The organism is Tatumella ptyseos ATCC 33301, assembly GCF_000735525.1.
In the GTDB taxonomy this organism is placed as follows: domain Bacteria; phylum Pseudomonadota; class Gammaproteobacteria; order Enterobacterales; family Enterobacteriaceae; genus Tatumella; species Tatumella ptyseos.
This window is the reverse complement of sequence record NZ_JMPR01000013.1, coordinates 1-19,637: the sequence shown is the minus strand read 5'-3', so window position 1 is coordinate 19,637 and position 19,637 is coordinate 1. Positions and strand designations below refer to the sequence as shown.

The 19,637-nt window shown below is 53.1% G+C and carries 13 protein-coding genes; 6 read left to right on the top strand and 7 right to left on the bottom strand.

From position 1 onward, the window contains the following. Window positions 1–65: 65 nt before the first annotated feature. The 4 genes from aptA to GTPT_RS03485 all read right to left on the bottom strand — a co-directional run bounded on the left by aptA (window position 66) and on the right by GTPT_RS03485 (window position 4,155). Entirely contained in the window at window positions 66–1,397 is a 1,332-nt protein-coding gene (gene aptA, locus GTPT_RS03505) for an omega-aminotransferase AptA (protein ID WP_029990716.1), read from the bottom strand. 354 nt (window positions 1,398–1,751) lie between these two features. Further along, complete coding sequence (locus GTPT_RS03495; RefSeq protein ID WP_029990718.1) at window positions 1,752–3,062, bottom strand: CitMHS family transporter; 1,311 nt, start codon at window positions 3,060–3,062, stop codon at window positions 1,752–1,754. Between the two features lie 449 nt (window positions 3,063–3,511). Next, a complete protein-coding gene (locus GTPT_RS16910) occupies window positions 3,512–3,667 on the bottom strand; it encodes a YlcI/YnfO family protein (RefSeq protein WP_071780125.1) in 156 nt (51 codons plus the stop codon). Window positions 3,668–3,885: 218 nt separating this feature from the next. Beyond that, window positions 3,886–4,155, bottom strand: a complete 270-nt coding sequence (locus GTPT_RS03485; protein ID WP_025904080.1) for a hypothetical protein — start codon at window positions 4,153–4,155, stop codon at window positions 3,886–3,888. 306 nt (window positions 4,156–4,461) lie between these two features. Here GTPT_RS03485 and GTPT_RS03480 point away from each other — a divergent pair, with 306 nt between their 5' ends. From GTPT_RS03480 to GTPT_RS03465, 4 genes are all read left to right on the top strand, one after another. Beyond that, entirely contained in the window at window positions 4,462–6,087 is a 1,626-nt protein-coding gene (locus tag GTPT_RS03480) for an NAD-dependent malic enzyme (protein ID WP_025904079.1), read from the top strand. 77 nt (window positions 6,088–6,164) lie between these two features. Beyond that, on the top strand, window positions 6,165–7,829 hold the full coding sequence (locus GTPT_RS03475; protein ID WP_025904078.1) for an aspartate:alanine exchanger family transporter: 1,665 nt from the start codon (window positions 6,165–6,167) through the stop codon (window positions 7,827–7,829). A 101-nt stretch (window positions 7,830–7,930) separates the two neighbouring features. Then, window positions 7,931–9,802, top strand: coding sequence for a sensor histidine kinase (locus tag GTPT_RS16670; protein WP_025904077.1), 1,872 nt, complete (start codon window positions 7,931–7,933; stop codon window positions 9,800–9,802). After that, window positions 9,795–11,108: a sigma-54-dependent transcriptional regulator gene (locus GTPT_RS03465; RefSeq protein WP_029990724.1), complete on the top strand. Its 1,314-nt coding sequence runs from the start codon at window positions 9,795–9,797 to the stop codon at window positions 11,106–11,108. Before GTPT_RS16670 ends, GTPT_RS03465 begins: the two co-directional genes overlap by 8 nt. A gap of 67 nt (window positions 11,109–11,175) precedes the next feature. Here the strand turns inward: GTPT_RS03465 and GTPT_RS03460 are convergent, their stop codons facing one another. The 3 genes from GTPT_RS03460 to GTPT_RS03450 all read right to left on the bottom strand — a co-directional run bounded on the left by GTPT_RS03460 (window position 11,176) and on the right by GTPT_RS03450 (window position 15,804). Continuing rightward, window positions 11,176–13,323 carry a TonB-dependent siderophore receptor gene (locus GTPT_RS03460; RefSeq protein WP_051170813.1) on the bottom strand — a complete coding sequence of 716 codons (2,148 nt, stop codon included), beginning with the start codon at window positions 13,321–13,323 and terminating at the stop codon, window positions 11,176–11,178. A gap of 128 nt (window positions 13,324–13,451) precedes the next feature. Next, window positions 13,452–14,420, bottom strand: a complete 969-nt coding sequence (locus GTPT_RS03455) for a helix-turn-helix transcriptional regulator (RefSeq protein WP_025904074.1) — start codon at window positions 14,418–14,420, stop codon at window positions 13,452–13,454. Window positions 14,421–14,601: 181 nt separating this feature from the next. Further along, window positions 14,602–15,804 carry an MFS transporter gene (locus GTPT_RS03450; RefSeq protein WP_025904073.1) on the bottom strand — a complete coding sequence of 401 codons (1,203 nt, stop codon included), beginning with the start codon at window positions 15,802–15,804 and terminating at the stop codon, window positions 14,602–14,604. A 94-nt stretch (window positions 15,805–15,898) separates the two neighbouring features. Between GTPT_RS03450 and GTPT_RS03445 the strand changes: the two genes are divergently transcribed. Together GTPT_RS03445 and GTPT_RS03440 are read left to right on the top strand one after the other, a co-directional pair. Then, window positions 15,899–16,858, top strand: coding sequence for a LysR family transcriptional regulator (locus GTPT_RS03445; protein ID WP_029990726.1), 960 nt, complete (start codon window positions 15,899–15,901; stop codon window positions 16,856–16,858). Between the two features lie 362 nt (window positions 16,859–17,220). After that, window positions 17,221–19,611 carry a membrane-bound PQQ-dependent dehydrogenase, glucose/quinate/shikimate family gene (locus GTPT_RS03440; RefSeq protein ID WP_029990727.1) on the top strand — a complete coding sequence of 797 codons (2,391 nt, stop codon included), beginning with the start codon at window positions 17,221–17,223 and terminating at the stop codon, window positions 19,609–19,611. Window positions 19,612–19,637 lie beyond the last annotated feature (26 nt).

Sequence of the window (19,637 nt, the reverse complement as noted above, 5' to 3'; positions counted from 1 at the left end):
CCAGCGAGATCAAAAAAGCCGGGCATAAGCCCGGCCGATACAATTTTTGTGGTGTCCGACGGGACTTAGTCAATTCCGTGTAAGGATTCACCCACCGCATCAAACAGCCGATCCAGCTCCTCAGGCTGCGTGGTAAACATCGGTCCGAATTGCAGCGTGTCTCCGCCGAAACGCACATAGAAACCGGCTTTCCAGAGTGCCATACCGGCATCAAAAGGCCGGATGGCGGCATCGCCGTCGCGGGGAGCCAGCTGAATGGCACCCACCAGCCCGCAGTTACGGATATCCACGACATTCGGGCAATCACGCAGGCTGTGCAGTGTTTTCTCAAATACCGGTGCCAGTTCTGCTGAGCGGCTGATCAGGTCGTCTTTTTCCAGCAGATCCAGGGTGGCCAGCCCCGCGGCACAGGCGACAGGATGCCCTGAATAGGTATAGCCATGACCGAATTCAACCGCATGTTCCGGCAAGGGCTGGGACATATAGGTCTGATAGATTTCGCTACGGGCAACCACACCGCCCATCGGGATCGCACCGTTAGTGATCTGTTTTGCGAAGTTCAGGATATCCGGCGTCACACCAAAATACTCAGCCCCTGTCCAGCGCCCCATACGCCCGAAACCGGTGATCACCTCATCAAATATCAGCAGAATATTATGCTGGTCACAAATCTCTCTCAGCCGCTGCAGATAGCCCTGTGGCGGGATAATCGCCCCCGCAGAGCCGGAAAGCGGTTCGACAATGACCGCGGCAATGTTAGACGCATCGTGTAGCTCAATCAGTTTCAGCATCTCATTGGCCAGTTCCACCCCGCCGGTGGTGGCTTGTCCCGGAGTAAAGGCCAGATCTGTCTGCAAGGTGTGGGGTAAATGATCCACATCCATAAACTGTCCGAACATTTTACGGTTACCGCCAATGCCCCCCAGGCTGGTCCCGGCAATATTGACCCCGTGGTACCCGCGGGCACGGCCGATAAATTTGGTTTTTGCCGGTAACCCCTTCGCACGCCAGTAGCCGCGGGCCATTTTGACCGCCGTATCGGCGGACTCCGACCCCGAACCGGTAAAAAAGACATGGTTGAGATCGCCCGGCATACGTTGCGCTATCTTTTCTGCCAATTGGAATGAAAACGGATGGGCATACTGAAAGGCCGGTGCATAATCCAGAGAGCCCAGCTGCTTAGCGACCGCAGCCTGGATTTCACTCCGGCAATGGCCTGCGCCGCAGGTCCACAGCCCTGACAGACTATCGAATAACTGACGACCTTTATCATCCGTCAGCCAGCGGTCTTTTGCGGAAACAATAAAACGAGGGTCTCGCCGGAAGTTACGGTTAGCACTGAACGGCATCCAGTGCGACTGCAAATTAAGGCCGGAAGTATCGATAGATTCAGACATAGTCATTCCCCATAACAGTGATAAGGAACAGTGTGCAATCAGCGGTCAGGTAAGTTAAATCCCGATTACTGAACCTTTGGTTATCGAAAAACTAACCTATAGGAAAAACAGATGACCGGCCCTGCCGTGATAACGCGACCCTCGATCTCCATCACCTGCCCGCCCCGGACCTGTCAGGCTGGTTTTCCGGGGCCCGGCATCGGTAATGGCAGGGTGCAGGCCAGTTCTGCGCTGACGCCCGGTCAGGCAGGTAGGTTGCAGAAGGCTGGCCCTATGCAGAAGGTGCCAGCCTGATATATCCATAAATATAAGATAACCGTCTGACCCCTCTCCGGTTAACGATCGCCGGATCGGTCAGCGGTAGACCGGGATCGCCCCGAACAGGATCCCGCCGATCAACAGCGAGAGGCTGATAAGGATCCCCCACTTGATCGAAAACCGTTGGTGATCACCGATATCCACTTTCGCCAGCCCCACCAGCAGATAAAGCGAGGGAACCAGCGGGCTCAGCAGATGGAACGGCTGACCAACAATGGAAGCCCGGGCTATCTCCGCCGGAGAAATACCATAGCCTGCGGCCGTCTGCGCGATGACCGGTAAGATCCCGAAATAGAACGCATCATTAGACATAAAAAAGGTAAAAGGCAGGCTGACGATAGCCGTGAATACCGCCAGATAAGGACCAAAACTATGAGGGATGACGGCCAGCAGACTTTTCGCCATTGCATCCACCATTCCGGTACCGGACAGGATGCCGGTAAAAATGCCGGCAGCAAAGATTAATGAGGTGACCGCCAGCACGTTCCCGGCATATGCACCAATCCGTTCTTTCTGCTGGCTCAGGGACGGGTAATTCAGCATCGCGGCCACAGCAAACGCCAGCATAAACAGGATCTGGATCGGTAATGCCCCCATCACCAGCAGCACAAGCAATACGGTGGTCAGGATAAAGTTTGGCCAGAACATTTTCGGACGACGGTTGGCCTCGCACTCTTTCTCATCGCCGGCCCCCAGGCTGATCACGTCATAGTCATGGGCTTCGGCCTGAAGTACGCCCGTTCTCCGCCGTTCACGAAGACCGAACCCGATGGCCACACCCACCAGAGTCACACAAGCCAGTAACATCGCCGGGATCATCGGAATGAAAATATCCAGTGCATCAATCCGTAACGCGGCGGCGGCACGGGCCGTCGGTCCGCCCCAGGGAGAAAGGTTCATAATTCCGCTGGCCAGGTTGACCAGGCAGGTCATCGCCAGAATATTGATACCGAGCTTGCGGTACAGCGGAAGAAACGCGGCAATCGCTATCATATAGGTAGTAGAACTGTCACCGTCCAGCGAAACCAGCAACGTCAGGATGGCAGTCCCCATCAGAACTTTGAGAGGATCCCCGCGAACGAGTTTCAGGATAAAACGCACCAGCGGATCAAACAGCCCGGCATCGATCATCAGGCCGAAATAAAGGATCGAAAAAGTCAGCATCACCCCGGTCGGTGCCAGCGCCTTCACACCACTGAGCATCATCTCTCCCAGACCGTGATAAAAGCCGCCCGCCAGGGCAAACACTGTCGGTACAATGATCAGGGCAATCAGCGCCGACATCCGTTTGGTCATGATCAGATACATAAAGCAGACAACCATCGCAAAACCCAGTATGGTTAACACAGTGCTACCCCCGTCATTGCTCACTGACTCATCCGCATTTCGGCCCCTGACTACCTGCATGCAGGCCCCGTTTTTCGTCAGAGACTCCGCGCCCGGCATTCAGAAATATTTTGCCTCACACAGAGGCAATAGAAATAAAGTAGCAATAGAATTTAACATTCATGCAACTTTAATACTGAAAAGCGAGGTGCATCATGTTTTCGGGATCTGCAGAGGGTATTTTGTGAGCCACATCAGAACACCGTCCGACCGGCCGGTCCCGGAGTAACCGGTATGACCGGCTCACAGCAGCCGGGAGACGGTGAAAGAGACTAAAGGTATATCAGGAAAGACGGATACCGGCAGGGAACTCCGCTGAGCCCATTCGCTGTGCCGGGCGGTAAATCACAGAGACAAAAAAGGCCCGTCAGGGCCAGCAACAAACGTTGTCCGGATCACCGGAACGTCTGTCAGTTACGTTTTCTGAGTCTGATGCGACAGGCTTCAATCACCCAGGCGGAGAAATTTTCACTGCTCTCTTGTTTCAGAGACTCCTGAATATCACTGAGCATCTGATGCGGAAAACGAATATGTTTAGCCCGTGTCTTTGACGTGCTCATTTTCATTACTTCTGACTCCTTTAATGCTTTACTCACTGCAGAAAGATGATCGCCCGGTGAAATGCCCCTCTGTCTGACCCATAGGGCCGGTATAAAAAAGACCGAAAGCCGGAGGGCTCAACAGGAAATAATTACAACAGAGATGAATATTACGGGTCATGAATTTTTGTGCCATTACATGTTCCCCGCCTGCCGGCCCTGCGTTACGGCTCCGCAATCCTGTGTTATCCATCCGGCTTCCCTTCTTCTTTATAAGTACCGGGTCTCAGGACTCCGGATACCTTCCGGCAAACCGGAAATCCGGTGACACGCCAGGTTTCCCTGGCCGGCAACAGATACGGGACGGAAAACCGGACAAAACCGACGCCGACGGACTGCTGAAAGCGCGTTGATCGCCGGCTGACGTTCACAAAATCGCCATTACGCAATAATTGTTTATTACGTGACTTAGCCGCCGGAATAAAAGCTGTCGTCCGGATGAAACTCAAAGTCATGCTATTTTTCCGGACAGGACGTAACCTTAAAAAAATGCTAAAAAACGCCTCCCCTGATTTAACCTATAGGGTCTTCCGGCTACATTAATTTAACCCCTCGGTCTGTACAAAAATAACTCCCGGTCGGGAAACCAGCCGGATTTACTTGCCTATTTCCGGAATTCCGCACGCCGCAAAAAAGCCTAAAATAAAAAAACCTTTATTTTCATGGGGATAATTTTAAATAAAAACTGGCACACCCCTTGCAATAAGTATTAGCGAGCAAGTTACTTAATTGATTTATTCCTTATCTACAGGAGCTATATCATGACAATGGAAACCACTACCCTTTCAGGTCTCGAATTACTGCATAATGCAGCACACAACAAAGGTACTGCCTTTAACGACCAGGAACGTAAAAACAAAAAACTGGAAGGTCTGTTACCTCCTTCTGTTGAGTCGCTGGATTTGCAGGTACAACGTGTACTCAATCACCTGGACAGCAAAAAGGATGATCTGGAACGCTACATCTATCTGATCGGCCTGGAAGAACGTAATGAAGTGGTTTTCTATAAAACCGTCATGTCAGACCCTATGCGCTTCATCCCTATCCTGTACGATCCAATCGTTGCTGATGCCTGCCTGGAATTCGGTCATATTTACCGCCGTCCTCGCGGTATGTATATCACCCGCCACATGAAAGGCCGTATGGCGGAAGTCCTGAAAAACTGGCCAGTCAAAGACGTCCGCTTTATCTGTGTGTCTACCGGTGGTCGTATTCTGGGCCTGGGTGATATCGGTGCGAACGGTATGGGCATCCCTATCGGTAAACTGCAGCTGTACACTGCCTGTGCTGCGGTACCACCAGACTGCCTGCTGCCGGTATTATTCGACATCGGTACCACTAACGAAAAACTGCGTAACGATCCGCTGTATCTGGGTACCCGTGAAGCGCCGGTAAGTGAAGAAGAACTGAATGAACTGACCGAAGAGTTTGTTCAGGCTGTACAGACTGTATTCCCTGGCTGCTGCATCCATTTCGAAGACTGGAAAGGCACCGATGCTATCCGCTATCTGGATCGCTACAAAGATAAAGTCCTGTGCTACAACGATGATATTCAGGGAACTGCCAGCGTCGCATTAGCCGGTGTTTTCAGTGCCATGAATATCACAGGCGGAGACCTGAAAGAACAACGCATTCTGTTCTACGGAGCAGGTTCAGCCGGTATCGGTATCGGTAAACTGATTTGTTCAGAACTGCGCGACCTGGGTCTGTCAGAGGAAGAAGCCCGCTCCCGTGTGGCCTATATGGACATCAATGGTCTGATTGAAACTTCCCGTGACGATCTGAGCCCTGAACAACAGAAATTCGCACTGAATGCCGAACCTACCCGGGATTTGGTTAAAGTCATCAATGATTTTAAACCGACAATTCTGTTTGGTGTCAGTACCAGTGCCGGTGCCTTTACTCAGGCGGTGGTTGAAAAAATGAGTGAAATTAATGAACGTCCGATTATTTTTGCCCTGTCCAACCCAACCAGTAAAGTCGAATGTACTGCAGAACAAGCCTACACCTGGTCAAAAGGTAAAGCTCTGTTTGCTGCCGGTGTTCAGTTCCCTGAATTTGAAATGAACGGTAAAACCTTCCTGCCAGGTCAGGCCAACAACTTCTACATCTATCCTGCGATTGGCCTGGCAACTTACGCTGCCCGACCACTGCTGTTAGACGATGAGTGCTTTATTGTTGCAGCCCATGCCACCGCAAATCAGGTCACTGCTGACATGCAGAAAAAAGGCATGCTCTACCCAAGCCAGCACAACATTCTGGAAACAGAAATTACTACCGCAGTGAAAATTGCCGAATATATGTTCGACAATGGCCTGGCACAGGCTGAACGTCCGGAAAATATCCGTAGCTGGATCGAAGAAAAACTTTATAACCCGCAGTACTAATTACTCATTCAGATTTATTTCAGGGATTATCTTTTCGGGGCGCGAGCCGCCCCGCTTTTTTCCTTCAGGAGAAAATCATGAACTTCTTAATTTCCACTCTGCGTGAGAATCCGGATATTGCGATATATCTGACTCTGGCATTAGGGGCATGGTTCGGCACATTTACAATTAAAAAATTTAGTCTCGGCGTGGTCACCAGTACATTAATTGCCGGCCTGCTGATTGGTCAGCTGGGCCTGCATATTTCTCCGGTCATGCAATCCACGTTCTTTGATATGTTTTTATTCGCCGTCGGTTATGCCGTAGGCCCTGAATTTATCCGTGCATTAAAAAGCGACGGATTACCTCAGGTTATTTTCACCGTTATTATTTGCTTAACCGGCCTGGGAACCGCTTTCGCCCTGGGTAAAATCTTCCATTACGACACTGCATTGACCGCCGGGCTGTTATCCGGGGGATATACTAACTCCACCGTGCTGGGCGTCGCCTCCAGCGTGATGTCTCAGAATGCTGCCGCGGCCGCCGCATTACTCCCTGTCGCCTACGCCGTGACCTATCCGTTCGGTACCGCAGGTTCAGCCTGGTTCCTGGCCACTCTTGGTCCGAAACTGATGAAAATCGATCTGCCTCAGGCCTGCCGCGACTATGAAAAAACCCACGGCGGTTCGCAGGAAGTTAAAGATTCGGCCTACATCAGCCATGTTGCCCGCGCACTGAATGTCAGAAACCCTGATTTCGTAGGAAAAACTGTCGCAGAAGCCGAAGACATGCTGGGTCACAAAGTCTTTATCCGTCGTATCCGTATGCAACCGGAAGGCGCGGTCACTCAGTGTGAAGCCGATACCCTCCTGACTGAAGGTGCGGAGATTATTGCCTCCGGTCGTCTGGAAGATATCGTTGCCAGCCAGTCATTAATCGGACCGGAAAGTGCCGACGTTAACTTACTGAACTTTGCCACCGAAAAAGTGGATATCGTCCTGAGTAAAGCCGCCACCCGAGGCAGAACGCTGGGCGACCTGGTCTACAGCGAATTTAATCGCCCGGGCCACGGTATCTTCCTGTTATCCATGAGCCGTGCGGATGAAACGCTGCCGCTGGATATGGACAGACCGTTGAAAACAGGTGATGTCCTGACCGTCAAAGGTGAAGGTAAAGATGTGGCAGCTCTGGCGGTGAAAACCGGCTATGCTGACCGTAACAGCAACAGTTCAGATTTAATGTTTATGTGTGCCGGGATTGCCATTGGTTGCCTGGTAGGGGCTATCACCATTCATGTCGGTGGTATTCCTCTGAGCCTGGGAACCAATGTCGGTGCCATTGTTGCCGGGGTGATTTGTGGTTATATCCGTTCAGTCAAACGGACCTTCGGTAAAATCGCGAACCCGGCTATCTGGTTATTAAACAATCTGGGCCTGAACGGATTTATTGCCATTGTCGGTATTAATGCCGCTTCCGGCTTTATCGGCGGACTGAAACATTACGGGCTCCCCTTATTTATCTGTGGGATTATTGTTACAATGGTTCCACTGATTGTAGGGCTGTTATTAGGACGCTACGTGTTCCGTTTCCATCCGGGGATCCTGTTCGGTGTCTGTGCCGGTGCACGTTCAACCACAGCGGCATTAGGGGCAATTCAGGATGCAGCGAAAAGCTCCGTACCCGCTATCGGATATACCGTCGGATACGCCGTATCGCGTCTGGTGATGGCGGTACTGACTATTGTATTGATCAATATTTACTGACAGCTATCCGGGACGTCTGAAACACTCCTCAGTTCCCGACCGCCGGTCTCTGCCCGGCGGTCGGATCCGGCAAAAAAATAAAAGATGCAGGACAAGAGGTTATGGTTCAGGAAGAAAACAACACATCGCAAGGTAATAGCTTTTTTAATTTCTCTCGTAAAAGTCTGCTACTGGCAGTTTGTCTTATCTTCTTTGTTTTAGCCGCCAATCTGCTCAGCTATCATTACCTCGTTCCCCGGTTACTGGGTCAGGCTCAATCCGATATTCACCGCAGTCTTCAGCGGAAAATTAATACCTTTGAACGTAATCTCGATAAATACCGTTATTTGCCACTGACACTGGCCATGGACAGTGACCTGCAAAATTATCTGCTGTCTCCGCAGAATTACCCCTATGAAAATATCAGCCAGAAACTCAAAAATATCAGTCATGCGATTGGTGCTGACCAGGTTTTTCTTGCCTCTCAGTCAGGGATCATCGTCGCGTCGGAACAGACGTCCGGCCCGAATGCGTTGCGGGGTCATGATATTACTTTCCGTCCCTACTTCAGCCAGGCGGTTACCGGGCAGGTGATGGCCTTTTATGCCGTCGGGACCACACAAAATATGCCGGGATATTATCTTTCTACCCGCATGTCAGTCGCGGGGAAAAATATCGGACTACTGGCATTAAAAATTAATATGGATCATCTGTTTATTCCGGATGCTCCTCTCAGCGAGCCACTTGCGCTTTCTGATGCCGCAGGAATTATTATCTCCTCCAATATTCCGGGCTGGAAATATCACACCTTTTCCGAAACCGGTGCCGACTCTCTGCGGGCCGTGGAAAATACCCGCCAGTTCGGGGGATATAAAATCACGCCTTTGCCGGATATCCGCGTGAGCATCTGCGGAGACGATCTCCGGTTAATGTCTGTCCGCGGTGAGACCTTTATCACCGCCCGTGCTGATATTCCCGGAACGTCCATGTACTTAACCGGAATGGCTTCAGCCTCGCCGGTCTTCCGCAATGTCTGGCTGCGTATTGCGTTACTGGACAGTATTCTGACCTCAATTATTTTCTTTGGGTATCTGGTCAGTCAACGGATGAAATTGGTGAGGAAAATTGCCGAGAATAATGACGCTATCCGCAATGCCTACGGTCAGTTAGAAGTCCTGGTCGCCGAAAGAAGCCGCGAACTGCAGAATAAAAATATTGAGCTGGAGAAAGAAATCAGCGAGCGGCTCGGGTTTGAAGAACGGGAACGAAACCTGCAGAAAGAGCTGATCCGTACCGAGAAACTGGCGGTCATTGGCCAGTTATCTGCAGGCCTGGCCCATGAGATTAATCAGCCTCTGGCCGCTATCCGGGCCTATTCAGAGAATACGATCATTTTCCTGCAACGCGGAAATTTGCAAGCAACACAGGATAACCTGCTGCGGATTACTGCTCTGGTAGAGCGCATCGGCTCGCTGACCGGCCAGTTACGCTCCTTCGCCCGCCCTTCAGATGAGAGTGTCAGCCAGGTCCGGCTGAGCCGGTGTATCGACAATGTCCTGATGCTGCTGAAGCACCGGCTGGAGAAAAAACATATCGTCATCCATAAGGATGTTCAGTCGACCGGGATTTACGCGGAATGTAACGGGCTGCGGCTGGAACAGGTATTGATTAACCTGCTGGCGAATGCCATTGATGTGCTGGATAATCGCGAATCTCCGGTCATCAGTGTTCGTCTGTTTCGTTTCTTTTCCGAAGCCATTATTGAAGTGACCGATAACGGCCCGGGCCTTTCTGATGACATTATCGATCATATCTTCGAGCCCTTCTTTACCACCAAAACAACCACCGGGCTCGGGCTGGGATTAGCCATTTCGGCAGATATTATCAAAGGTTTCAACGGTAGTCTGAGTGCTGACAACCTGAGTCAGGGCGGAGCACGTTTCACTATCAGACTACAATTAAGTCCTGAACAGCAGGAGGATCTCATTGGCTGACTATGACGTATTAATTATTGAAGATGATGAGTCTGTCCGTACCAGTTGTATTCAGTCTCTGGAGATTGAAGGCATCACTGCCAGTGGTGCCGGCTCGGTAGAAGAAGCCAAAAAGATGCTTCCGCCCGCGTTTACCGGCGTCATCATCACCGACCTGCGCCTGCCCGGACTGAGCGGCATGGATTTCCTGCAACAGATGCAGGCCAGCGACCCTGCCATCCCGATTATCATGATCACCGGGCATGGCGATATTCTGACCGCGGTAGAAGCCATGCGCAGTGGCGCTTATGACTTCTTACCGAAACCCTTTTCTCCCCAGGTGCTGATCCAGCAGGTCAGACGTGCGCTGGAGAAGCGTAAGCTGACGCTGGAAGTGGCTCAATTACGTCAGCAACTGGCGCATGTCAGTGACCTGGACAGCCGCTTTATCGGCCATGCCCAGCCCATGTGTGAACTGCGGGAAATGGTCAGAAACATCGCTTCCACCCCGGCCAATGTCATGATCCATGGTGAAACCGGCACAGGAAAAGAATTACTCGCCCGCTGTATTCATGACCTGAGCGGCAGGCCGGGTAATTTCGTGGCCCTCAACTGTGGTGGCCTGCCGGAGACCCTGTTTGACAGCGAGATTTTTGGTCACGAGCGCGGGGCCTTTTCCGGAGCCACCCAGAAGCGTATCGGTAAAATTGAATATGCCCAGGGGGGAACGCTGTTCCTCGATGAAATCGAAAGTATGCCGATGGCGATGCAGATCAAACTGCTGCGTGTCCTGCAGGAGCGGCAGATTGAGCGGCTGGGTGCCAATCAGCCCATTCCCGTGGATATCCGGGTGATCAGCGCGACAAAAGCCGACCTCGGCGTACTGGCTGAGCAGGGGGAATTCCGTGCTGACCTGAATTTCCGCCTGAATGTCATTGAGCTGCCCATCCCGCCATTACGTGAGCGTCGGGAAGATATTCCGCTGTTATTTAAGTATTTTTCCGGGGTTGCGGCCACCACCTTCGGACGGGAGATCCCGGAAATTGATACCGTCAAAATGCAGAATTACCTGACCTGGCCATGGCCCGGTAATGTACGTGAACTGCGTAACGAAGCGGAACGCTGCGTACTGGGGATGACCGGGGAAGCCGGGCGTCATGGTTCTGACCATGTACTGAGCCTGCCACAGATGGTTGAACACTTTGAAAAGGATTTGATCATCTCCGAGCTCAGTAAGCATCACGGTAATATCTCGCAGGCTGCCGAGGCGCTGGGCATCGCCAAAAGTACACTGTTTGATAAAGTGAAAAAGTACGCCCTGCAATAAGCCGGGCGGGCCCCGCCATCTGTCTCGCGGGGCCCGCGACCCTCACTCCGCCGGGGGCCTGCCGGGATCAGAAATGATAGTTAACACCGACCTGCCAGGTACGATCACGGCCTATCCAGCAATAGCTGCTGCTGTAACAGGTATAGGTCATCTTATTGGTCAGGTTCTGCGCACCGGCTTTCACGGTCAGACCTTTCAGCGATGAGCTCAGCACGCCCATGTCATAACTGACAGCCACATCATACTGCGTATTTCCTCCCAGGGCGGGCAGGGAATTGTCTGCGGTTATCTCGCTCTTACCGAAGTAACGCGCTCCGGCCCCCAGCATTAAGCCGTTCAGTGTTCCATGGGTGAAAGTGTAATCTCCCCACAGGTTAACGCTGTTTTCCGGCACCTGAGTCACCCGCTTGCCCTGATAAAGCGCGTCTTTCGTATTCACGGCATGGGTATAGGCATAATTCGCAATGATATTCACATTATCCAGCGGACGGCTGACCAGGCTCACCTCAGCCCCCTTCGACTGCACTTCACCGGTCTGGCGGTAGTTCAGTAATCCGGCGGCAGTGTAGGTATAGTCCGTGGTCAGAACATTTTTCTCTCTGATAGAGAAAACGGACGCCGTGACGGTGGTGGCGTAGTCAGGTAATAAATATTTTACCCCGCCTTCCAGTTGTTTACTGGTCGTCGCTTTCGCCTGGCTGGCGGTCAGCGTTCCCTGCGGAGATACCGGCAGGAAGCCTTCAGAATAACTGAGGTAAGGCGCGATACCGTTGCGGAACTGATACAACGCGCCCAGGCGTTTGCTCACTTTATGCTGATCGATAGCCTGCTGACTGCCGGCGTTCAGATAGTCGGTGGTGGCGGACTGGTAATCGTCATAGCGCAGACTCGCCATCAGATTCAGCGCACCATATTCCACCTGGTCCTGCAGATAATAGCCGCGCTGGTTGAAACTCAGCCGGTCATTAGTGGCAGTATACAGCCCCAGGTTATCGCTGGTCACCTGGCTGTAGTCGGGGCTGAGCATATCGATGCCCGGGTAGGCGGTCCCATACCGGTAGGTCATATGCGAGCTAAGGTGCTGGTAGTCAAACCCTGCCAGAAGATGGTGCTGCCACTCCCCCAGACGGACGGTCCGGGTCAGCTGGTTATCGATATTGATGCTTTTCAGCCCTTCGTCAGTCGTGTAACCAAAGCGGGAAAGCTGAGTATCACTGCTGCCGGTGCCGGTGGCATAAATACTTTGCTGATGGGTGTCCACGCTGAAATAGCGGGCTTTCTGCACCACGCCCCAGCCACTGTCGAACTGATGTTCAAAACTGTAACCCAGCATCCCTTCACGCTGCCTGAAACCATTCCAGCGGTCACCGGCATAAGCCCGGCGCGAGGCATAGCCACTGCGTAAATAGGCTAGTGGCAGCGGGTTGGAAGGTGTCAGACTGGGCTGATCCTGATATAAGGCATCCAGTGTCAGGCGGGTATGATCATCCGGTTGCCAGCTGACCGACGGCGCTATCAGATAGCTTTCATGTTTCGTGGTCACGGCCTGGTCATTCCCTTCACTGCCTTTAGCGATCAGGCGATAATCCCAGTCGCTGTCAGCAATCGGACCGGTGGAGTCGATATACCCTTCTTTCAGGCCGCGGTTCCCGGTGGTGAACCCAACGTCAGCACTTTGTACTGACTGAGGCTTTTTACCCTGGATATTCACCAGCCCGCCGGGTGAAGCATTACCATACAGCACCGACGAAGGTCCTTTCAGGATATCGACCTTATCAATCAGGATCGGGTCAATGGAGGCTTTAGTATTCCCGGTGACGTTATAGGGCAATTCCAGCCCGTCATAATATTCATGCTCAGCATCAAAACCACGGATTTTATATTCGCTCATATACGTGGTCGCCCCGCGTAACTCCGTCGAAACACCGGCATCGTAACGCAGGATTTCGTTCAGCGAATTCGCATGACGCAGAGCAATTTCCTGCTGGCTGATCGAATCAATCGTTTGTGGCGTACGGCTCTCCGGAACCGCCGATTTGGTCGCACTGTTCACATAAGGTGCGACAGCATTGTGTGGATCCTGTCCTCCGCTGGCCGTCACCACCAGAGTGTCTGTCGCCGCCGCACACCACGAGGGCGATAATGCTAATGCAGAGCTGACTGCCAGCCCGCATAAACGTAACCGGAAATGTGTTGCCGTAATCTGCCTTGCCATAAAGCGTCTCAACCTTTTTTTTATTGACTGTTCGCGCGCTATTATTGCGGTATTCATGACGTCAGCCGCTATGCCTGGTGACGGTTTATGTATGGCAAACGACAAAACTGGCGGGTTTAAGGCATTTTTCAGGCTCTGAAAGAGAGATCGCTGCTCAGGCCGCTGGGGGCAATCCCGTAACGACGCCGGAACGCGGTCGCAAAGTTGGTGGCATGCTGATAACCGGACATCCACGCCGCCTGCTGCACACTGTATCCCTGCAACAGATAACGACGGGCCAGCGCCAGTCTGCAGTCCCGCAGATAATTAAACACTGACTCACCATAAGCCTGACGGAACTTCGTTCGCAGACTACTGCTGCTCATCGCCGCCGTTTTTGCCAGTGAATCCAGCGTATGGTTTTGTTCCGGACTGGACTCCAGTAACTGACGCACAGCCTCCAGCCGGTAATGGCCGTCAGGTAATGCCGGAATACGCGGCACGCCGTTCCTGATCTGCTGATCCATCGTAAGGCCCAGTAGCTGAAGCATCAGTCCCTCCAGCATCAGTTCACGGGCAATGGCCGGTGTCTGCCGGCTGATAGCAAAACGCATGCTGATCATCATATGGTCCGGCATCGTCCAGACGGCACAGGGCGAGGTATGCTTTCTCCAGCTTTCCGGCAGTGTGACCCGCGACGGGTTCACAGAAAACTGAGAAGGATTAATGCCCAGTGAGACAGTGACCAGCCGCTGATCTTTCTGGTGACTGGCGTGAAGAATGCCTTGTTTCCCCAGCCTGGTACTTAAGACTGTTCCTGCCGTAATCTTTAAGGGGCGGCCGTTGAGGCGTAAATCCACACAGCCTTCTAATACCACCAGCAAAAACAGTGGCGAATGCCCGGCGGAGGTTGACTCATAAGGCCGGAGAATGTGTAAGTCAGAGTGAGTGACGTTCAGGCCGGACGCCAGTTGCCACTCTTCTACCTTTCCGCGCACCACAGCCGTCTGTTCATCCGTTGCCGGAAAACGGTAATCAATCGCGTACCGGTGACCAAATTCGAGAAAATCCGCCACAGAGAATGACTGTTCACCGGGTTCAGAAAGTATGTGATCCATAGGTATTAAGGGGTCGGCCAGGGCAGGACGTTTCTGCAATTTAGGGACAAGGGAACATAGTAGCACTGAGGCCGGCAAACAGTAAATCAAATGATAAGCATTTGCATTTATAGCAAATAAGGACGAGGTCGACGCAGGAAAGGACTGGCCGGGGCGGTATTGAACCGCCCCGGCGACAGGTTTAATTATGCAAATGACGACTGCACAAGCGTACGATTAACGCGGCTATCGCGGCCACGATGGACACCACGACCACGCCGTTCCAGCCATCGTGAGTCAGTGCCAGGCTTCCCAGTGCAGAACCTGCGGCCATACCAATAAACACCACAGTAAACAGCAGAGCATTCAGGCGGCTTCGGGCTTCAGGCACCAGCCGGAAGACCAGCGTCTGGTGAGCCACCAGCGAGGCCTGGATCCCCAGGTCAAAGATCACCGCACTCAGGATAACCAGGCCCAGTTGTCCGTGAGCCGGCAGAAACGGCATCAGTAGCATGATAGCGAAAGCCACAATCACCAGACCTGCCCCCAACTGTGTGACCCGGGCCGGACCCATTTTATCGGCCATCCCTCCTGCCAGTGGTGCAGCTAAAGCCCCGGCGGCACCGGCCAGCCCGAATGCCCCGGCAACCGCACTGTCCAGATGAAAATCCTGATACAGCATCAGCGCCAGCGTTGACCAGAAGGCACTGAAGGCCACCGATAACAGGCCCTGAGCAATGGCGGCCCGGCGCAAAGTAGTATGCTCATGCCACAGGTGCCACAGCGAACGCATCAGTGTTGTCCACGGCACCGGCGCCGCCGGCCGGAACGCCGGCAGTCTCCGCCACAATGCCAGGGTGATCAGTAAGACCGAAAACGCTGCCAGGAAATACAGACTGCGCCAGCCCAGGTACTCACCAATCACCCCGCTGACCACCCGTGACAATAATATGCCGGTCAGTAGTCCGGTCATTACCGTTCCCACCGTTTTTCCGCGACTCTGTTCCGGGGCCAGAGCCGCCGATGCCGGAACAATATCCTGTGCGACCGTGGCGGCCAGGCCGGTCAGCAGACTGGCAACCAGCAATAAATTCAGCCCGGGGGCTATTCCGCACAGCACTAATGCCAGTACCAGCATCAGGCCTTTCAGGGCGATCAGTTTGCGGCGATCAAACCGATCGCCCAGCGGTGTCAGTAACAGGATCCCCAGGGCATATCCTATCTGGGTCAGCATCGGGATCAGACCTGACTGAGCTGTAGTGGCGTTAAACTGCTTCCCCATAATCCCCAGCAGGGGCTGACTGTAATAAATGGCAGCAACGCTCAACCCTGCACCGGTGGCCAGGGTAAACAGCAGCGGTGCTGATAATTTCTGTTCGTTCATGGTCTGCTCAATTGCTGACATGATAGTTTCTCCGTCTCTGAGTTGCGCTCAGTAGACCTGAAACAGGTAATACATGGTAGACGTAAATAAAGAAGAACTGTTATACCTGTAGCGTATGAAAATAATCCCCGCGGGAAGCATCGACCGCATTGAACTGATGCAAACCTTTATCCGGATCGTTGAAAGTGGCAGTCTGTCGGCCACGGCACGGCAGCTAGGTGTCAGCCAGCCGACCATCAGCCGGCGACTTCAGGCCCTGGAAAACATGCTTGGCCAGAAACTGATCCTGCGAACCACTCATGCCCTGAAATTAACGGATGACGGGGAGCGTTGCTATCGCCATGCCGGACAACTGGTCGGTAACTGGCATGCCCTGGAAGATGATCTGACCCAGACCCGCGATGAACCGGTCGGTACCTTACGGGTACGCGCTCCGCATGCTTTCGGTCAGGATCAACTGATCGGGCCACTGGTGCGCTGGCTGAAGCACTCCCCGGAGCTGAATATCGAGTGGATGCTGAATGACCGGACACCGGATTTCGTCGCCGAAAACATCGATTGTGCTATTCAGGTAGGCGCGCTCAGTGATCCGGGACTGGTGGCGATACAGATTGCCGAAGTTCCGCGACGTATCGTTGCGACTCCGGACCTGTTAGCCCTTGCTCCGGAACTAAAGACGCTTCCCGAACTGGCAGCCCTTCCCTGGCTGTCGCTCAGTACTTTCTATCGCACCGAGGTCACACTGAAGAATGTACATACCGGTATCAGCCAGACCATCACTATTCATCCCCGTCTGAGCAGTGACAGTATCTTCGCCATACATAAAGCAGCACTTTCAGGGTTGGGCGTCGGGCTGATTTCCTCCTGGGTGACAGAAGATGATCTGGCCGCTGGCCGCCTGCAGGAACCGCTGCCTGAATGGCAGGCCACAGCATTACCGGTCTGGCTGACCTATCCGTGGGCCAGCTATTATCCGGCCAGGATGCGCCATTTTCTTGCCATGATCAAACAGGTGATGCCGACCCTCACCGGTATCCGTCCTGCGGCAACTGACTCGTCTGTCCGGAAAAACTAACAGAGCACTCTTCGTTCACCGGCACCGGCCTCCCCGGGATATTTGTCCGTATGGTGAGGTCACATGGGGCCATCGGCATCCCCCCGGGAAAACCCGCCGGAGCCACATTTTTTCTTCGTAACCCTCTAAAATCCCATCTCTTTTATTTCATTCTCTCGCCGGACCTGTGGCCGGTGTATAACCCCTTCCCATGCAAACCCTTCTGTCGGATGTACCCCGCCATTTCATGATTACCTGATGAAAATAAGTGAGATCATTATTTGAAAGGTTACATTAAATGAACTAATAATTAACATAACATTAACCTGAAAGACATTTCTTTACCAAAGGCAGAAAGTCTTCTGCGTATCGGGGATGTACTAATGAAAAAAGTACCATTATTTGTCAGGATAATGGCGGTTATCCTGTTCCTCTGTGCCCTTCCGCTCATTTTTGGCGGCGGTTATTTAATCTCTCTGTCCGGGTCCTGGTACTATCTGCTCGCCGGGATTGTGCTGCTGATATCCTCTGTACTGCTGTTTAAAGGCAGGCGCTCAGGGATCGGGCTGTTTTTTGTGCTGTATGTGGCTTCAGTGTTATGGACACTGTACGAAAGTGGCAGCGATTACTGGGGCTGGGTACCGCGACTGTCTTTACTGACCGTACTCGGGTTTTTATTGTCTCTGGCCCTCCCGTCGCTAAATGGTGGCCGTAAAAAAGGCTTGAGCCGTGGTCTGACGGGGCTGTTCGTGGTTATTTTCGTCGCGGCCTTTGGCATGGCTTTCGTGCCGTTTCACACCTATCGTTCTTCGGCACCCCCGCCGGATTCGCCTCTGGCCCGTCAGGATAATCCTCCGACGGTCACTCAGCCTGACAGCGACTGGACCTATTACGGCCGGGATACTCATGCCACACGTTTTTCTCCGCTGAGTCAGATCAACACCAGTAATGTCAGCCAACTGAAACGGGTATGGACTTACCGCACCGGTGACCTGCCACAACCCGGTCAGGTCAACAAATGGGCCGCAGAAAATACCCCGATCAAGGTCGGCAATGCCGTTTATGTGTGTTCAGCGCGCAATAATATTATCAAGCTGGATGCCGCCACCGGGAAACAAATCTGGAAGCATGACAGTGGCGTCAAATATGAAAGTATTCCGTATACCGCGGCCTGCAAAAGTCTGACCTGGTATACCTCTCATGTGGTTCTGGAAGGCCAGGCATGCCATAACCGCCTGATCGTCGGTACCCTTGATGAACGTCTGATTGCAGTGGATGCCCGGACCGGCGAGTCATGTCAGCAGTTTGGTGATCACGGCCAGACTAACCTGTTAACCGGCCTGGGGCATACTGTGCCCGGGTTCGTCGCCGTTACGGCACCGGTACCCATCGTCGATGGTGTGATTATTGTGAACCACGAAGTGCTGGACGGGCAGCGTCGCTGGGCCCCTTCCGGGGTGATCCGGGGATATGATGCAGAAACCGGTAAGTTCAAATGGGCATGGGATGTCAATAACCCGGGAGTGCACAGCGAACCGACAGGTGATCACTATTACAGCCGCGGCACCCCGAACTCCTGGGCCGCCATGACCGGTGACGATAAACTGGGTCTGGTCTATGTCCCTACCGGTAACTCCGCCGCCGATTACTACAGTGCGCTGCGTTCACCGAACGAGAACCGTGTGTCTTCTGCTATCGTGGCGCTGGACGTTAAAACAGGTGCTGAGAAATGGGTATTCCAGACCGTACACAAAGATGTCTGGGACTACGATATCGGTTCACAACCCACCCTGTTTGACTTCCCTGGCACAAAGGGTCAGAGCATTCCCGCCATGATCGTGCCGACCAAACGGGGACAGACATTTATCCTCAACCGGGCCACCGGTCAGCCGTTAAGTAAAACGGAAGAAAAACCGGCACCTGCCGGAGTGATCCCGGGCGACCCGCGCAGTCCGACGCAACCCTGGTCTGTGGATATGCCTCGCCTGGGGATGAAACCGCTGACCGAAGCCAAAATGTGGGGGATATCGCTGTTTGATCAGCTGGCCTGCCGGATTAAATTCAGACAAGCCAATTATGTCGGTGAATTTACCCCGCCGTCGATCACCAAACCCTGGATTGAATATCCCGGTTATAACGGCGGCAGCGATTGGGGCAGTGTGGCCTATGATCCGCAGACCGGTTTACTTATCGCAAACTGGAACAATACCCCGATGTATGACCAGCTGGTCAGCAGGAAAGAAGCCGACAAACAGGGGCTGATTTCTATCGATTCACCGGCCTATAAGCCTGGTGGCGGGGGTGCGGAGGGTAACGGCGCGATGGCGGATACACCTTACGGGATTAATGTCTCCCCGTTCTTCGCACCGCTGACCGGCATGCTGTGCAACGAACCCCCTTATGGCATGATCACCGCGATCAATATGCATACACAGAAGGTGCTCTGGCAGCACCCGCTGGGCAGTGCTGAGAAGAACGGTCCGTTTGGTCTGCCTACCGAATTACCGATCAACATCGGTACACCGAATAATGGCGGTCCTGTCATTACGGCAGGCGGACTGACCTTTGTGGCGGCCACCACCGATAACAAGATCCGGGCTTACGACAGTAACACCGGTAAAGAAGTCTGGAGCGATACGTTACCTGCCGGAGGCCAGGCCACACCGATGACTTATTCTGTGGGGGGTAAACAGTATCTGGTGATTATGGCGGGCGGGCATCACTTTATGCGAACCAATGTGGGTGATTATGTGATTGCCTACGCACTGAACTGATGACCTCACGTATTACCGCCTGAAAT

What these genes read in the sequence shown, in the direction of transcription:
- GTPT_RS03445 (WP_029990726.1), top strand. Translation starts at nt 15,899, where the DNA reads ATGAAAATAATCCCCGCGGGAAGCATCGACCGCATTGAACTGATGCAA.
- GTPT_RS03475 (WP_025904078.1), top strand. Translation starts at nt 6,165, where the DNA reads ATGAACTTCTTAATTTCCACTCTGCGTGAGAATCCGGATATTGCGATA.
- GTPT_RS03450 (WP_025904073.1), bottom strand. Translation starts at nt 15,804, where the DNA reads ATGTCAGCAATTGAGCAGACCATGAACGAACAGAAATTATCAGCACCG.
- GTPT_RS03440 (WP_029990727.1), top strand. Translation starts at nt 17,221, where the DNA reads ATGAAAAAAGTACCATTATTTGTCAGGATAATGGCGGTTATCCTGTTC.
- GTPT_RS16670 (WP_025904077.1), top strand. Translation starts at nt 7,931, where the DNA reads ATGGTTCAGGAAGAAAACAACACATCGCAAGGTAATAGCTTTTTTAAT.
- GTPT_RS03485 (WP_025904080.1), bottom strand. Translation starts at nt 4,155, where the DNA reads ATGACTTTGAGTTTCATCCGGACGACAGCTTTTATTCCGGCGGCTAAG.
- GTPT_RS03480 (WP_025904079.1), top strand. Translation starts at nt 4,462, where the DNA reads ATGACAATGGAAACCACTACCCTTTCAGGTCTCGAATTACTGCATAAT.
- GTPT_RS03455 (WP_025904074.1), bottom strand. Translation starts at nt 14,420, where the DNA reads ATGGATCACATACTTTCTGAACCCGGTGAACAGTCATTCTCTGTGGCG.
- GTPT_RS16910 (WP_071780125.1), bottom strand. Translation starts at nt 3,667, where the DNA reads ATGAAAATGAGCACGTCAAAGACACGGGCTAAACATATTCGTTTTCCG.
- GTPT_RS03460 (WP_051170813.1), bottom strand. Translation starts at nt 13,323, where the DNA reads ATGGCAAGGCAGATTACGGCAACACATTTCCGGTTACGTTTATGCGGG.
- aptA (WP_029990716.1), bottom strand. Translation starts at nt 1,397, where the DNA reads ATGTCTGAATCTATCGATACTTCCGGCCTTAATTTGCAGTCGCACTGG.